Source organism: Plantibacter sp. VKM Ac-2885, assembly GCF_015351205.1.
GTDB classification, from domain to species: Bacteria; Actinomycetota; Actinomycetes; order Actinomycetales; family Microbacteriaceae; genus Plantibacter; species Plantibacter auratus.
The window spans coordinates 53,658-69,206 of the sequence record NZ_JADKSK010000001.1 but is presented as its reverse complement, the minus strand read 5'-3'; the positions used below and the strand labels follow the sequence as shown (position 1 = coordinate 69,206).

General features: G+C 69.5%; 14 protein-coding genes. 4 read left to right on the top strand and 10 right to left on the bottom strand.

The annotated features are described in order from the left end of the window. Positions 1-99 precede the first annotated feature (99 nt). Positions 100-1,338, bottom strand: coding sequence for a hypothetical protein (locus ITJ66_RS00380; protein ID WP_194642792.1), 1,239 nt, complete (start codon positions 1,336-1,338; stop codon positions 100-102). On the opposite strand from ITJ66_RS00380, the gene ITJ66_RS00375 reads away from it, so the two are divergent. Beyond that, positions 1,339-2,226 carry a MerR family transcriptional regulator gene (locus ITJ66_RS00375; RefSeq protein ID WP_137242997.1) on the top strand — a complete coding sequence of 296 codons (888 nt, stop codon included), beginning with the start codon at positions 1,339-1,341 and terminating at the stop codon, positions 2,224-2,226. It abuts the gene before it with no gap. A 226-nt stretch (positions 2,227-2,452) separates the two neighbouring features. On the opposite strand, the gene ITJ66_RS00370 is transcribed toward ITJ66_RS00375, so the two are convergent. The 3 genes from ITJ66_RS00370 to ITJ66_RS00360 form a co-directional block, all read right to left on the bottom strand. Continuing rightward, a complete protein-coding gene (locus tag ITJ66_RS00370) occupies positions 2,453-2,797 on the bottom strand; it encodes a cupin domain-containing protein (RefSeq protein WP_194642790.1) in 345 nt (114 codons plus the stop codon). A gap of 51 nt (positions 2,798-2,848) precedes the next feature. Further along, complete coding sequence (locus ITJ66_RS00365) at positions 2,849-4,066, bottom strand: Fic family protein (protein WP_194642788.1); 1,218 nt, start codon at positions 4,064-4,066, stop codon at positions 2,849-2,851. Between the two features lie 113 nt (positions 4,067-4,179). After that, on the bottom strand, positions 4,180-5,016 hold the full coding sequence (locus ITJ66_RS00360; RefSeq protein ID WP_194642786.1) for a hypothetical protein: 837 nt from the start codon (positions 5,014-5,016) through the stop codon (positions 4,180-4,182). Positions 5,017-5,149: 133 nt separating this feature from the next. Between ITJ66_RS00360 and ITJ66_RS00355 the strand changes: the two genes are divergently transcribed. Both ITJ66_RS00355 and ITJ66_RS00350 read left to right on the top strand, forming a co-directional pair. Next, the gene (locus tag ITJ66_RS00355; protein ID WP_194642784.1) at positions 5,150-5,869 is read left to right on the top strand and encodes a hypothetical protein; all 720 of its coding nucleotides are present in this window, start codon (positions 5,150-5,152) and stop codon (positions 5,867-5,869) included. Positions 5,870-5,950: 81 nt separating this feature from the next. Then, positions 5,951-6,637 (top strand): ankyrin repeat domain-containing protein, encoded by a 687-nt coding sequence (locus tag ITJ66_RS00350; RefSeq protein WP_137243004.1) that lies wholly within the window; start codon positions 5,951-5,953, stop codon positions 6,635-6,637. Positions 6,638-6,762: 125 nt separating this feature from the next. Here the strand turns inward: ITJ66_RS00350 and ITJ66_RS00345 are convergent, their stop codons facing one another. From ITJ66_RS00345 to ITJ66_RS00320, 6 genes are all read right to left on the bottom strand, one after another. Then, positions 6,763-7,125, bottom strand: a complete 363-nt coding sequence (locus ITJ66_RS00345) for a hypothetical protein (protein ID WP_137243005.1) — start codon at positions 7,123-7,125, stop codon at positions 6,763-6,765. A 64-nt stretch (positions 7,126-7,189) separates the two neighbouring features. Next, on the bottom strand, positions 7,190-10,045 hold the full coding sequence (locus tag ITJ66_RS00340) for an FAD-binding and (Fe-S)-binding domain-containing protein (protein WP_370582523.1): 2,856 nt from the start codon (positions 10,043-10,045) through the stop codon (positions 7,190-7,192). Between the two features lie 118 nt (positions 10,046-10,163). Next, positions 10,164-10,949 (bottom strand): glucosamine-6-phosphate deaminase, encoded by a 786-nt coding sequence (gene nagB, locus ITJ66_RS00335; RefSeq protein ID WP_194642782.1) that lies wholly within the window; start codon positions 10,947-10,949, stop codon positions 10,164-10,166. 19 nt (positions 10,950-10,968) lie between these two features. Next, positions 10,969-11,865, bottom strand: a complete 897-nt coding sequence (gene murQ, locus ITJ66_RS00330; protein WP_194642780.1) for an N-acetylmuramic acid 6-phosphate etherase — start codon at positions 11,863-11,865, stop codon at positions 10,969-10,971. A gap of 87 nt (positions 11,866-11,952) precedes the next feature. Next, on the bottom strand, positions 11,953-13,116 hold the full coding sequence (locus ITJ66_RS00325; RefSeq protein WP_370582522.1) for an anhydro-N-acetylmuramic acid kinase: 1,164 nt from the start codon (positions 13,114-13,116) through the stop codon (positions 11,953-11,955). Beyond that, positions 13,113-14,438 carry an MFS transporter gene (locus tag ITJ66_RS00320; protein ID WP_202937948.1) on the bottom strand — a complete coding sequence of 442 codons (1,326 nt, stop codon included), beginning with the start codon at positions 14,436-14,438 and terminating at the stop codon, positions 13,113-13,115. The genes ITJ66_RS00325 and ITJ66_RS00320 overlap by 4 nt, the downstream gene beginning before the upstream one ends. Positions 14,439-14,640: 202 nt before the next feature. Between ITJ66_RS00320 and ITJ66_RS00315 the strand changes: the two genes are divergently transcribed. Continuing rightward, entirely contained in the window at positions 14,641-15,531 is an 891-nt protein-coding gene (locus tag ITJ66_RS00315; RefSeq protein ID WP_194642774.1) for a MurR/RpiR family transcriptional regulator, read from the top strand. Positions 15,532-15,549: the final 18 nt, after the last annotated feature.

Sequence of the window (15,549 nt, the reverse complement as noted above, 5' to 3'; positions counted from 1 at the left end):
ATCCGGTGTGCTGACAGGACGTGTGCCCAGTGGAGCCGCGCCGGGTCCGACAGCCCGCAGGACGAGCCCACCGTGGACCGGCTACAGCGGCCCAGCACCTCAGCGGGTGAAGGCGATGGTGCCAGCAGCGTCACGGGTCAACACCCCCGTGTAGGAGACGGTCAGGATGGGCAGGGCGTCGTCGGAGAAGCGGATCCGGAACGCCGACGTGGCGTGATACTCGCCGTCGATCAACACGATCTCCGGACCCGGCTCGCGGAACCATTCAGCCGTCACCGCATCACCGAGCGGTCCTGGCAGCACACTCGTCAGCTCTTCCGGACAGGACGGTCCGACGAAGTGCTCGGCCCCGCATGCCGCCTGCAGCCCCTCGATCGCCGCGGCCAGTCCGGGTTCCACGTCTGACATGAACGCCGGCGAGAAGCTGAAGCCGTCTCCCGTGGCCTGTCCATCGGCATCGACCAGATCCGGGACGTACGCGGTGAACGCATCCTCTTTCCCGATCAGCTTCACCAAGCCGGTCGGATCCTCGAAGGCCACGGCATAGGCGCCGGGGAGCAGCTGCAACTCGTTTCCGTCCTCAGCGAGCACGTACTCCAATTGATCGTTGACGGTCACGGTACCGACCGACTCCATTCGGCTGATCGTGATCGGGCCGTCCCCTCGCCAGCTGGCGATCCTGAGTTCTCCCTCTTCAGGCACGACCCTCAGTTCGAGCCGTCCGGCTCCCTCGGCGCCCTCGAGCGTGTAGTCGACGGTGGCGGTGAACCCGCCTGCGTCATAGCCCGTCGTCTTGACGATGCGCGCGTCAGACGGGAGCGCGTCGGACGCGCGGTAGAAGTCGTCGTCGATGAACTCCTCGGGGAAGTCGATGCTGGTCAACGCAGCAGCCTCGGTCGCTTCACCCGCCTCGAGGTGTGCGAAGAACGCTTCGACGAGCGCGATGCTGTCGGAATCGTCCGTGTCGATGGGACGTGCGCAGGCCGTGAGCGCGAGCGCGACGGCGCAGACGACGGCGGCGAGGCGCGCAACCCGTACCGAACGTCTGATCTGTGGCCTCGCGGTCGCGCTCGGCACCTCCACTGGCGGTGCGCCCCGGAGACTCACTGGTTCAATCCGACAAGTGTGATGCGATTCCCCATGGCCAAACAGTACTGGTCCCGCTCTGCCGAGCGAATGGGGACCGCTCCCCATCATCACGGCGGCGGCGGGCCGCTCACTGGCCGGGGTCCGACGGAACGCGTGAGCAACTGGACGCCACATCGTGCGCGGACTTGCACCTGCCGTAGCGTCATGTGGTGCAGTGGACGTATTCCGCCCACCGAGGAAGGCCCCCACATGTTCTCGTCCTTCACCCCACCGCGCCAGGTCACGATCGGAGGCGCCGCTGCGTTCGTCGGCACCACCCCACGGGCGATCCGTCACTACCACCAGATCGGTCTGCTCCCTGAGCCCGAGCGGGGGAGTGACGGTCGCCGCCGCTACGGCTACGACGAGATGATCCGGCTGCTGTGGATCCGTCGGATGGCGGACGCCGGCATCGCCCTCGACGACATCCGCGACGCCTTCGCGGACGGCGGCGCCGACACCGACGACGATGTCGCGCGCATCCTGGACCGCCTGGAGGGCTCCCTCATCGCTCGGCAGGCGGAACTCGAGCAGCAGCGGACCGCCGTGCAACGCATGCGTGCGCAGGGCAGCAGGTTGGGGCTGCTCTCCGACGTCGTGAGCGACCGCCTCACAGACCTGCCCGAGGGTGCTCTGCGGCAGGACGACCTGGACACCCTGCTCGTGACCGAACGGATCTTCGGCGGGCTCGGCGCGTCCGTCCAGGCGTCGCGGTTCATCGCCCTGGCCACCCACCCGGAGCTGCGGGAGGAGTCCGACCGGGTCGACGCCGCCGAAGCAGCGCTCGACGACACGGTCGCTGTCGACGACCCCCGGGTGGCGGAGATCGCCGCCGAACGGCATGCCTTCGAGGCGGCCCTCCGCACGGTCATCGAGGACTCCGGTCTGGCGCAGACTGACGACGACCGCTTCGACGCGTGGGACGAGTCCCACCCCCTTCCCGACGACGAGGACGGCGCAGGCTCGACGTGCGGCTCGACGAGCCTCACCGAGGCCGTCCGGATGATGCCCTACGACTTCTCCCGCGCACGCCTGCGGTGCATGGAACTAGTCCTGGAACTCGATGCGCTCGACCTCGCGCCACCGGTCGAACGCTGAGTCGTCGACCGCGATCGTCCGTGTCGGGACTGGTCGGCACCGCGCCGAGCCGATCCTCGCGAGGCATCGGGGCCCCGGGGGACCTCTCGGGGCCCGTCCGCGGTCAGACCCGGATTCGTGCGGGTCCGACACCTCCGACACCGACCGTCACGTCCACGCCCAATGCCGCTTGGTCGGACGTCAGGCGGGCACTTCGCCCATCGTCAGGCGGGCACTTCGCCCATCGTCAGGCGGGCACTTCGCCCATCGTCAGTTCAGGCTCGACGCCGGCCGGCATGGGGAACCAGGCGACGAAGGTGACGCCCTCGTCGGTCGCGTCGAAGACGATCGTCTCGTCAGCCGGCTCGTGGAAGGTGTCGCCGGCACGCAGGACGGTCTGTGGTCCGGCCCCCACTTGGAAGTTCACGGAGCCGGTTTCGATGGTGCCGAAGACCGGGCCGTTGTGCCAGTGCGGCCCGACGTGGAAGTCGGGGGCGATCGTGATGCGTCGCACTTCGACGGAGGCGAAGCTCGGAGCCCCATCGAGCGTCACCGTGCTCAGGGTCGTTCGTTCGATCGGGGATTCACTCATGGGTCGATGATGCCAGTGGTCGGTGCTCGGCGGCGCCGGGCCGACCAGAGGTCAGGAACCTCCCCGACGACGACGGGCCCGTGCGCCGAACTCGTCCAGCGCCTGCAGGACCTCGCTGGCCTGCCAGTGGCGGTTCCGTCGGCCGGCGCTGGACTGGACGAGGATCCCGGCGTCGACGAGCTTCTGCACCGAGGTGTCCGCTGTCGAGAAGTGCAGCCCCAGGGTCGATGCCACCAGCGACGTCGTGATCACCGGCTGCCGCAGGAGCAGCTGCTTCAGACGCTGCACGGATGAATCGCTGCGCACCTTCACGGTTTCGTCCCACCGCTCTGCGATCGACGTGATGTCGCGCTCCAGCGTTCGGCCGTTGGCGACCGCCGCGTACGCGGCTTCCGTCATCGTCTCGATGATCGGGCGCAGGTCACCGGATCGGTACGCCGTGAGCGCGCGGAAGTAGTGGTCAGTGTCGCCGAGCAGGCCAGCGGACACGGGTACAGTGACGTTCCTCGTCACGTCAGCTGCCCGCAGCATGCCCTGCACGAGCGCGCGGCCAGTGCGTCCGTTGCCGTCCGGGAAAGGGTGGATCGTCTCGAACTGAGCGTGAGCGATCGCGATCTGCGCCATGACGGGCACATCGAGACGGTTCGCGAACGTCATCACATCCGTCATGAGCTCAGGCACACGATCCTGGTGCGGGGGGACGAATGCGGCGCCGTGCGGGGAGAAGCCGGTTCCGTCGATCCACACCTGGTCGTCGCGCCACCGACCCACGATGTCGGGATCGGACCGCTCCAGCAGTGCGCGGTGCATCGTGAGGATCGCCTCGGGGTCCAAGCGATCCGCCAGCGCCACGGCCGCCTCCATGGCGGCGACGTTCTGCACGACGAGCTTGGCGTTGACCGACGTCGAGTCGCCGATCTCGGCGAGCGCCACCTGCTTCGCGCTCGAGGTGAGATGCTCCACCTCGGAGCTCGATGCGCTCTCGGTCCGCAGCAGGATCGACGAGAACGGAGCCGCGAGTGTGCCGACCTCGGCGTCGAAGCGGGTCAGCTCGCGGCCGGCGTCCTCGCTTGCAGCCACGAGGTCCGCGGGCAGCTCGACAGACAGATCCGCGATGACGGGTGGGACTGCCGCCTGGTATGGGCCCGCGGCCAACCGGCGGCGTCGCTTGGACGCGACCGCGTCGCTGTCGTGCGTCCATGGCCGCGGTTCGTAACTCGTCGCCGGCCAGGACCGTTCCAGCCCTGCGGAGTCGGTAGGCGAGATCATGGCGCTACCTTATTCGGGTTTACTGAAATTACCCCGAATACAGATCGCGATCCCGAGCATGGTGAACGCGACGGCGATCACCACGGTCGGGACGGCCTCGGGTACATCAGCGATCAGGACGGATGGCCGATCGTGACGCTCTCCCGTTCGGCGCGAGTGAGTTTGACCCGGGCGAGACGAATCCGCTGCCCGCCCTTCACTGGTCGCGGAAGGGCCACGGTGAGCGGTCCCTCGTCCTGGGCGCCGAACAGGCAACCGTCCGCTTGTGGAAACACCACCGTCGCGGGAATGGCGCGGAAGACGCCGATCTGCTGCTTGAGCACCGCCAGTCGGTGGATGTCGAATGCATGCGCCACCGTGGCCGCGCGAACCGTGCGCAGGGCGCCCGCGAACACCCACGTCGGCATCCGCGGGCCTGAGACGAGCATGAACGGCTTCTGGAGATCACGAGCGCGAGCTTCACCCCTGCCGCCGACCAGGCGCTGATCGTAGGTGATGGTGGGCGAACCCTCGCCACCCCATTCGGCGAGGCCGCTCGGTGCCTGTAGGGCGACCCAGCCGTCCTTGCGGAAGATCCCGAACTCTCGCCGGAGGCGCACCTGAATCGACACCACCGAGATGGCGATCAACAGGACGCCCGCGGTGACCCACCCCGCCACAGCCGGCCTCGAGAGCCACTCCCCGAGCGCGCCGATGCCCGGCTCGGATGCGGCCGTGAAGGCGTCGACGAGTCCGAAGGCCTGTGGGATCAGGAACGGGATCCCGAGCACCAGCCCGAGTATGGAGTACTCGCCTTCAGTCTTCAACCGGCGACGGAAGCCGCCGAGGGTGCTGATCTCCTGCTCGATGCTCCACCGCAACTCGTCGAGGCGGCGAGGATCGACGCTCGCTTCCCAATCCGGGCCGAGCCAGCCACGCACCGGCCCACTGTCGTTCCGAGGAATGCTCACAGAACCCAGGGTAGAGGCACCGCCGCACTGCTCGACGAGTGGCCGAGAGACGTGTTCCGACTCAGTAACCGGTTGCGACATCCGTTTGGGGAAGCTATCTTCCTATAAACACGTTTCATGAACATTGGGGGAGATGATGATTCGCAAGAAGATCCTGGTACTGCTCACGTCCGGACTGGTGGTCGCCGGCGGACTCGGCGGTGTGGCGGCTAACGCCGTGGCGAGCTCCGCGGAGGCGCCGGCGGAGGCGACCGCGACGCCGACCGAGAGCGCGACGCCGACCGCGACCACGCCGCCCGCCGAGTCCACGCACATCAATGAGTTCTACCTGCAGGGCCTCTGGCAGCGATTCTTCGAGGTTGGTACAGCCGCGATGGCGTCCTGCATGACTGAAGCGGGGTTCGGGTTCGACGACACCAGCTTCGACGGGATGCCGCCAGGTCTGAGCGAGGCCGACCAGGACGCCTGGCAGGTGGCTGCGGTCCCTTGCCTGGAGGAGCGCGACGCGGCGACCGCTGCTGCCGAGGCGGCCTACGTCCCGACCGACGAGGAGCGTGCCACGGCACTGGCGTTCGCGACGCAGTATCAGGGCTGGATCGATGCGATGCGCTCATGCATGGCCGACCGCGGTCACGAGTTCGTGGGCGCCGTCGACATGACGCTCCAGGCCTACCCGTATCCCGAAGGTCAGCAGGCGACCGGAATGCCCGACGGCCTGTCTCCGGAGGAGAGCCACCAGTGGAAGTTGGATGCCACCGGCTACGACTCCAGCTACCCCGAGTCGGAGCAGAGCACCTGGGACGCGTCCTGCGGATTCGTCGCCGACGCCGCCTACGGTGGGCCCGGTCACTGATCGGTCTGTCGAGAGTCGGTCTCGTGTCCGCCACAGAGCGTCGGACACGAGACCGGCCACCGAGTGGGTGAGGATGGGGCCATGCGCGCAATCTTCACGGACATCGTCAACGGGGCCGAGCAGCAGGTCCGAGACCGGATCGCACAGGATCCGTCGGTCGTCGGAGCCGTCGCCGCGGGTACGCCGAAGCAGTACGCCGGACAATCCACTCTGCAGGTGGCAGTCCGTTCCGGCGAATTCGCCATCGCGCACTTCTTGCTGGCGAGCGGCGCCGATCCCGGGTTCGTCGACGTCGATTCGCCGAGTGGATGGGCCAAACCTGTGCTCCACGATGCGCTCGTGGCTGCAGTGCAACGCTCACGCTGGATGCGTCAGACGTTCACTGCGCAGTCGGAGCGAGCGTTCCGAACGGTGAACAGCGCATCGAAGTCGGACGACGCATACAGCGTCGTCGTGGCGCTGCTCGATGCGGGCGCCGATGTACGCGCAGTGGATTCGAAAGGATGCACGCCGCTCGGTCGCGCCGCACGCGCAGCACACGATGTCCTTCCTCGCAGGCCGCACGGACAGCCCGATGCGCGAGACGGCAGACCGTTGAACCCGGAGCTCGTCGAAGACCTCTCGCGGATCTTCGACCTCCTCCGCCAGCGTGGGGCCGACCCGGCACTCCGAGAGCCGCAACTGGACATGTCGTTGAGCACCTACTACGAGACCGAACTCGTCGGGGCTTTCCTCGCAGGCGACGCGCGACCGGATCCCGCACCGTAGTCGACGCCTGCCCTGCCCATGGTGGGGGGCAGTGGAGTGCGGGGTCATTCGGCTTGGAAGCCCTGGTCGTCGGTCTGTCGACGATCACCTCCTCGCTGGATGCCGGTCCGGGTCGTCATCCACGGTCACCGGATGCGTGTTCCGGCGCGGCGGGCCGGGCGAACGGAGCCCCCGGCGAGGACGAGCAGCGAGCTGGCTGGGATGGCGAGTACAGCCATCCCCGCGGCGGAGAGGGAGCGCCGATTGGCGCAGACGTCGTAGGGCGGCTCCGAGGTGTCTGTCGAGACGATCCCGCGAGCGACCATCCGGTCGCCTCCCGCGCCGAGCTCGCGGGGCCAGACGGCGACGACCACGGATGAGCACACGGTGGTGTATCCGGGATGATCATCGCCGTCGACCCGCTCGTGGACGGTCGACGGGAGGAACGCGAGCACGCCCATCGCCACGACGGACGCCAGCCCGGCCACGTAGTGACACTTAACGCGCATACGTGACACCAACTGGTGGGATCGTGACAGGTCGGTCCAACCGGCCGGCAACCCGGTGCGGGGATCAGCGCGGGCCGACGGACGCGCTGCCCGCGGGCGCTGACGACGCGGCGTCGAGCAGTTCGAGTACGTGGCGGTAGTCCTCGCCCGTTGCGCGGGTCATCCCGAGTTCGCAGGTGCGGTTGCAGGACGCGTGTGCGTCGGCACCCAGGGTGGCGACCTCGGCGGCCTCGGCCTTCGTCGCCGACGCCGTCAGCTCGGGGTGCAGCATGCCGCGGTCGCCGGCGAAGGCGCAGCAGCCCCAGTCGTCCGGGACGTGCACGCGCTCGGCCACGGCTTCGCCGATCAGCACCAGATCCGGGTCGAGCCCCATCTGCCGTGAGGAACAGGTCGGGTGCAGGACCAGTTGCTCGATCTGCGCTGAGACGTCGACCCGAGGCAGGATCTCCCGGGCGGCGAAGGCCACCGCGTCCTCGACGACCACGCCGCTCTCGCTGAGGAGCTTCGCGAAGCCCTCCGTGCAGCTCGACGCGTCGCTGACGACCACCAGGCCACTGTCGGCCACGGCCGCTCGGATGCGTTCGACCGTGCGCTGCTCGTTCACCGCAGCGCCGGACGCGAACCCCTTGGACGACCACGGGGTGCCACAACAGATCGACTCGACGCCGTCGGGCACCATCATGCTCAGGCCCGCCCGCTCGAGGAGCCGGGTGAAGGCGCCCATGACGCCGTCCCCGCCGTCCGCCGCGCCGAACATGCTGTTCACGCACGCCGGGACGTAGATGCCGACGGTCGGACCGTCATCGGCGCCCACCGTCCGACCGAGTGCCTTCCGCGAGCGTCCGCCGCCCGGTAGATCTCCCGAGTACTTCGGCACGGTGTCCGCGCCGAGTACGGCACGCGCGACGTCCGTCACCGCACCGACCACCGGAGCCGGCAGGAGCTTCGCGCCGGAGAGCGCGACCGAACCGATCCTGGTGACCGGCCCCCAACCGGTGGCAGCCGCCTTCCAGCCCGCGGCGGCGACCGGAGCCGCCTCCGTGCGCCGGATGCGCTTGACCAGCGCGCCCGTGTTGATCTGGACCGGGCACGCTGTCTGGCACATCCCGTCGACGGCGCAGGTCTGCACGCCGGCGTAGTCGTAGTCGTCCGCGAGTTCCTCGGCGAGGGCGACGTCCCCGCGAGCGCGAGCGGACTCCTCGGCGCGGCGGACGACGATGCGCTGCCGCGGCGTCAGCGTCAGGTCGCGACTCGGGCAGACGGGTTCGCAGTACCCGCACTCGACGCAGCGATCGACCTCCTCCTCGACGGTCGGCTGGAGCTTGATCCCCTGGAGGTGTGCCTTGGGATCCTCGTCGATCAGCACGCCGGGGTTCATCACCCCGGCCGGGTCGACCAACCGCTTCAGCTCGAGCATCACCCCGTACAGCTCATCGCCGTACTGTCGGCGGACGTACGGTGCCATGGCGCGACCCGTGCCGTGCTCGGCCTTCAGGTTGCCGCCCGCCGCGAGGACGAGGTCGACCATCTGCTCGGTGAAGCCGTTGAACCGGCCGAGCGCGGTGTCGCCTTCGAACCGGTCGGTCAGCATGAAGTGGATGTTGCCGTCCTTCGCGTGGCCGAAGATGACCGAGTCGCGATAGGCGTGCTGCACGAAGAGCTCCTGCAGGCTCGCGCAGGTGTCGGCGAGGGCGGCGGTCGGCACGACGATGTCCTCGAGGAGGGCCGTGGTGCCGGAGGGTCGCGCTCCCGCGACCGAGGCGTAGAGACCCTTGCGGAGCGCCCAGGCGCGCGACCGCTGGGACGTGTCGCTCGAGAACACCACCGGCGCGTGCACGTCCAGACCGTTCAGGAGCGCACCGCCCGCCGTCGCACGGTCCCTGAGTTCGACGGCGTCCTCGGAGCGGTATTCGACGAGGAGTGCCGCGTGATCCTGCGGCGTGAAGCCCTGGATCTCCGCCGGGCTGCCAGGGAGACGCTGCCCGACGGTCAGGGACGTGGCGTCCATGAGCTCGAGCGTGGCGGCTCCGGACGCGACCAGCTCGGGCAGCGCGCGCGTCGCCGCGTCGAGGGAGGGGAAGACGGCCAGCGCCGTCGACACCAGCGGGAGGACGGGGACGGTGCGGAAGGTCGCCTCGGCGACGAATGCCAGCGTGCCCTCCGAGCCGATGATGAGGTGCTGCAGGACGTCCACGGGCGACTCGAAGTCGAGGAACGCGTTGATGCCGTACCCCATGGTGTTCTTCAGGGAGAACTGGCGCTCGATGGACGCGACGGAGGCCGGGTCCGATCGCACGCGGCGCTGCAGGCGCTCGATGCCCTCGGCGAGCTCCGGTTCCGCTTCGTGAAGCTGTCGGTCGGCCGTCGGGTCGGCCGTGTCGATCGTGGTGCCGGACGGGAGGACGAACACCATCGATTCCAGCGTCCGATAGGTGTTCTCGTCGATCCCGCAGGCCATGCCGCTGGAGTTGTTCGCGATGACGCCGCCGATCGTGCACGCCACCTCGCTCGCCGGGTCCGGGCCGAGGCGGTAGCCGAGTCGCGTGAGTCGCGCGTTGACCTGCGCCACCGTCGCCCCCGGCTGCACCCGGACGCGCTTGCCGCCGTCGAGCACCTCGATGGACTTGAACCGCTGCCTGGTGTCGACGATGATGCCGGAACCGGACGCCTGACCGGACAGGCTGGTGCCACCCGACCGGAACGTGACGGGCGCGGCGGACCGCGTCGCCGCCCGGAGGATCGATGCGACCTCGGCAGCGCTCTCCGCGATGACGACCGCCTCGGGCGTCAGTAGGTAGTGCGATGCATCCCCGGCGTACGCGGCCAGGTCGATCGCGCGGGTGCGGATCCGGGAAGGGTCACCCACGGCTTCGCCGATGGCTTCGGTGATAAGGGACGGGACGGTGGTCGGGTGTGCCACGAGGCTTCCTTCTCGAATGCGGGCGTCAGCGGGGTGCAGGGGAGCGGGGTGCTGGGTTGCGGCTGCGGTGGCCGGACGCCTCAGAGGATGGGGCGTCGTCGGCCATCGCCCGGCCGATTCATTCGAAGCGTTGCCAGTCCGGCCGGTTGTCGTAGGTGTAGCGATAGTAGTCCGACAACCGCAGCCCTGATGCCGCCGCCTCGTCGACGATGACGGTGGCGTGCTCGTGCAGCTGGAGCGCCGACCCGGGGACGAACGCGCTGAGCGGTCCTTCGACGGCGGCCGCGACGGCGTCCGCCTTCCCGGCGCCCTGAGCGACCAGCACGAGCTCGCGCGCGTCCAGGATGGTCCCGAGTCCCTGCGTCATGCAGTGGGTCGGCACCTGGTCGGGCGAGTCGAAGAAGCGGGCGTTGTCCTGGCGGGTCTTCGGCGCGAGGGTCTTGATGCGCGTGCGTGACGCGAACGACGACGTGGGTTCGTTGAAACCGATGTGTCCGTTCGACCCGATGCCGAGGATCTGCACGTCGATGCCGCCGGCCTCGGCGATGGCCAGGTCGTACTCCTTCGCGGCGGCCGCCAGGTCTGCGGCGCGGCCGTCCGGGACGCGGACGCGCGAGGGGTCGAAGCCGAGCGGGGCGACGACCTCGCGCGCGATCACGCTGGCGTACGACTCCGGGTGGTCGGCGGGGATGCCCACGTACTCGTCCAGCGCGAAGCCGCGCGCTTCGGCGAACGACAGCGAGCCCGCCTGGACGCGACGGGCCAGTTCCGCGTAGATGCCCTGCGGGCTGGAACCGGTCGCGAGCCCGATGACGGCCTGGGGTCGCCCGGCGACGATCGACGCGATCTTCGCGCCGGCGACGCGACCGACCTCGGCGGCGTCGGGAAGGATGATGATCTCCACGGTGTCCTCTCGTTCCTGCTCAGGCGCTCGCCGCGGCCACGGCCGAGCGGACGTCGCCGTCGTGCGATTCGAGCAGCCGGGCGGCCGTCGCTGCGTCCACGTCGGCGAGGAGCATGACGACGGCGGTCTTGGCGTGCGACCCGGCCTGCTCCAGGGCGGCGTCGGCGATCGACCGCTCGACACCGGTGGCGTCCGCGACGATCCGCTGCGCGCGGTCGACGAGCTTCTCGTTGGTCGGCTTCACGTCGACCATGAGGTTGGAGAAGACCTTGCCCGAGCGCACCATGGACGCGGTGGACAGCATGTTGCAGACGAGCTTCTGTGCGGTGCCGGCCTTCAGCCGGGTCGAGCCGGTGAGCGCCTCGGGGCCGGTCATCACCTCGATGGCGATGTCCGCCTCGGCGCTGATCCTGGCGTTCCGGTTGCAGGACACGGCGATCGTCCCCGCGCCCAGGTGGCGTGCGTAGCGCAGGCCGCCGATGACGTACGGGGTGCGACCGCTGGCCGCGAGACCCACGACGACGTCCGTGGGGCGGAGGTCGGCCGCGATGAGTTCCGCGGCGCCGAGCTCGATGTCGTCCTCGGCACCCTCGACGGCGACGACGAAGGCCTGCTCGCCCCCGGCGATGAGCCCCAGGACCTCGGCGGGGTCGGTGCCGAAGGTCGGGGGGCACTCGACCGCGTCGAGCAGCCCGATCCGACCGCTCGTCCCTGCACCGAGGTAGATCAGTCGTCCTCCCTGCCGGCGGGCCTCCGTGATGCGCTCCACGGCGCGCGCGATGCTCGGCAGTTCCGTGCGGACCGCGTCGGCGACGAGTCGGTCCTCGTCATTGATCACCTCGAGCAGCCGGAGCGTGTCCAGCGTGTCGAGGTCGACCGTGCGCGGGTTGCGTCCCTCGGTGGAGAGCGCTGCCAAGGTACTCGATGCTTCAGGCACGAACGGCCCTCCGTTCTGGGTCGGACGGGCTGACGCCGTCGTGGTGGTCCGTGGGGCTGTCGACGGTCATGCTTCGAACCGCAGCGAGCGAGGCGGCCCGTCGAGCGTCCGCGTGGGGAGCGAGCGTCCCGGGACGATCGCGCCCAGGACGCTGCCGTGCGAGGCGCCGGTGGCCGAGGGGAGTGACCCCGCCTGCCCGTTCACCGTCAGGAAGCCGAGGACGGCGAAGGCGAGCGCCTCCTTCGCATCGGACGGGAGGCCCGCGTCGTCGCTGCTCACGACGTCGGCCTCGGGGAGTGCAGCCCGGATGCGCGCGACGAGCTGGGGATTGCGCACCCCTCCGCCGGCGAGGATGACGCGCTCCACCCCACGGACGGCGTCGGCGACGGTCCGTGCGGTCAATTCGGTCAGGGTCGCGACGAGGTCCTCGATCGGAAGGGTCGGACGGCCGGCGAGCTGCTCGCGGAGGTAGTCGAGGTGGAACAGTTCCTTGCCGGTCGACTTCGGGGCGGGGCGCTGGTAGTACGGCTCGCGCAGGAGGAGGTCGAGCGTCTCCTCGTCGACGGTGCCGCGCGCGGCGAGCTCGCCGTCGGCGTCGAACTGGCGGGCGCCGTCGGTGTGCTCGGCGACGACGGCGTCGATGAGGGCGTTCGCCGGTCCGCTGTCGAACGCGATCGGGTCCTGGCCCGGCCGCACGATGGTGGCGTTGGCGATGCCGCCGAGGTTGACGGCCGCAGCGGTCTCACCGCCCAGCCAGAGCGCGTCGATCATGCTGACCAGCGGAGCACCCTGCCCGCCGGCCGCGACGTCACGCGAACGCAGGTCGGCGACGACGGTGCAACCGGTGCGTTCGGCGATCCACGCCGGCTGGCCGAGCTGGAGCGTACCCTCGACCCGGCCGTCCTCGACCCAGTGGTACATCGTCTGGCCGTGGGAGACGATCAGGTCTGCCTCCCCGTTGCAGAGCTCCGCGACCGCTCGGACCGCGAGGTCGGCGAAGGCCTGCCCGATCCGCGTGTCCAACCGACAGATGTCGTCGACACTGGTGGTCGCCGGTGGCAGGGCTGCGGTGATCGCGGCTCGCAGTTCCGGGTCGTACCCGGCGGTGAGCATCCCGAGCGGGCGGACGACGAGGGTGTCGCCGTCCACGCTGATCTCGGCTGCTGCGGCGTCGATCGCATCGTGCGAGGTGCCGGACATGAGGCCGATGACGCGCATCGGGCGGCTCACTTGCGCAGCTCCGCCCGGTGGGCGTTCCCGCGGAGCGTGGCGATGGCGATCGCGCTCACGAGGCAGGTCGCCATCACGTAGTAGGCCGGGACGTCGACGTTGCCGGTCGAGGCGATCAGCGAGGTGATGATGAGGCCGGCGCTGCCCGAGAAGACGGCGTTCGAGATCGAGTAGGACAGTCCGAGACCGGTGTACCGCACGGAGGTGGGGAACATCTCGGCGAGCATGGCGGGGCCAGGGCCTGCGATCAGGCCGACGACCGCGCCAGCGACGAACACGGCGAGGCCGTGGACACCGACGCCGAGCTCCGGGTTCTGCAGCACGTTGAGCAGGGGCAGCGCCAGGATCACGATGAGCCCGGTGCCGGTGAGCATCACCCAGCGCCGACCGATCTTGTCCGACAGCCAGCCGGCCGGGAGGATCGTCGCCGCGAAGCCGGCGTTCGCGAGGACCGTGGAGATCAGTGCCTCCTGGAAGGACGCGTTGAGGCTGCTCTGGAGGTAGGAGGGCATGACGACGAGGAAGGTGTACCCGGCGGCGGACCAGCCCATCAGGCGGCCGATCCCCAGGAGGATCGCCTTGGCGGTCTCTGCAGCACCCGCACGCACGACCACCGGCTTGGCGACGTCGGTGGTGTCTGCGGCGGCGACCTTCTGGAACTCCGGGGTCTCCTCGAGCTTCAGGCGGAGGAACAGGGCGACCGCGCCGAGGGGGATGGCGAGCAGGAAGGCGATCCGCCAGCCCCACGCCGCCAGATCGGCTTCGGACAGCAGGGATGCCAGCAGGGCGACGGTGCCGGCGCCGCCGAGGAGTCCGAGCGCGACCGTGAACGACTGCCACGATCCGTAGAAGCCACGCTTCCCGGCCGGGGCGAACTCGGTCATGACCGAGACGGCGCCACCGAACTCGCCGCCGGCGGAGAGGCCCTGCAGGATGCGCACGATCGTGAGCAGGATGGGCGCCGCGATGCCGATGGAGGCGTACGTCGGGAGGATGCCGATGAGTGCGGTCGCCCCGGACATCATGACCAGGACGAGGATGAGCGTCGGCTTGCGGCCGATCCGATCGCCGATCCGGCCGAAGAGCGCCGCCCCGACCGGGCGGAAGAAGAAGGCGATCGCGAAGGACGCGTAGGTCGCGATGAGCGACTCGATGCCGGTCTGCTGGCCGTCGCTGAAGAACTGTGCGGCGAGGATCGTGGCGAGGAACCCGTAGATCCCGAACTCGTACCACTCGATGAAGTTGCCGACGCTGCCGGCGACGATCGCCCGGCGTCGGGCGGTGCTGCTGATCACGTCGCTGCGTGGTGTGGAGCTGGTCACGGGACCTCCCTTGGTTCCTGGATCGTGCATGCCGGCAGCACCCGCGGTACTCCGCTACATGTGTCGGCCAGTCCGCACCTGAGGAGGGCACTGGTCGCGAGTCGGTGCAACAAACATACACAATTCGATGGTGGATGGTAATTTCCATACATCCCGACGGTGGGTGCCGACGGTACAGTGTTGACGGTCGAGAGGAGCACCGATGGGAGCCGACGTCCACCGGACATCACGGGCGGTGTCCACCGAGGTGCGCGCCCGTCTCGACGAACTCCGTCCCTCCGAGCGGCGGATCGCCGAATCGCTGCTCGCCGACCCGGGCGCCTTCGCGACGCGGTCGGTCGCCGAGATCGCGGAGGAGGCCTCGACCTCGACGACGACGGTCGTGCGCTTCACGCGCAAGATCGGCTACGACCGCTTCAAGGACTTCCGACACGACCTCACCGAGGAGAACCTCCGCGAGCGGCTCGCGCTCGCCGGGACGAACGTGCAAACGCCCGACATCGTCGCCGGAGACAGCCTCGACGACATCGTCGCGAAGGTCGCCGCGAACGAATCGCTCTCGATCGCCGACACCGCACAGGCGCTCGACACGGCAGCCCTCACCCGTGCGGTCGCAGCGGTCGCCGGCGCTCGCCGGGTCGACATCTTCGGTGTCGGAGCGAGCTCCATCGTCGCCGTCGACCTGCAGCGGAAGCTCTCGCGGATCGGGCGCGTGGCGCTCGAATGGCCCGACCCGCATGCCGCCTGGACCGCCGCTGCGATCCTCGACGAGCAGGCGGTCGCCGTCGCGATCTCGCACTCCGGCGCGACCGCTGACACCGTCGACTATCTCCGGCTCGCGGCCCGCTCCGGGGCGACGACCATCGCGATCACGAACCACGCGGAGTCGACCCTGGCGAGCAGCGCGGACATCGTGCTCCAGACGTCCGCGCGGGAGACGGCGTTCCGCTCGGGAGCGCTCGGGAGTCGGATCGCACAGCTGATGGTCGTCGACTGCCTCTTCATCGGCGTCGCCCAGGTCGACTCCGAGGCGTCCATCGGTGCGCTGCAGCGGACCTTCGACGCGGTCCGGGAGCGCCGCTCCTCCGAGTGATGTCGGCGCGGGGGTGTC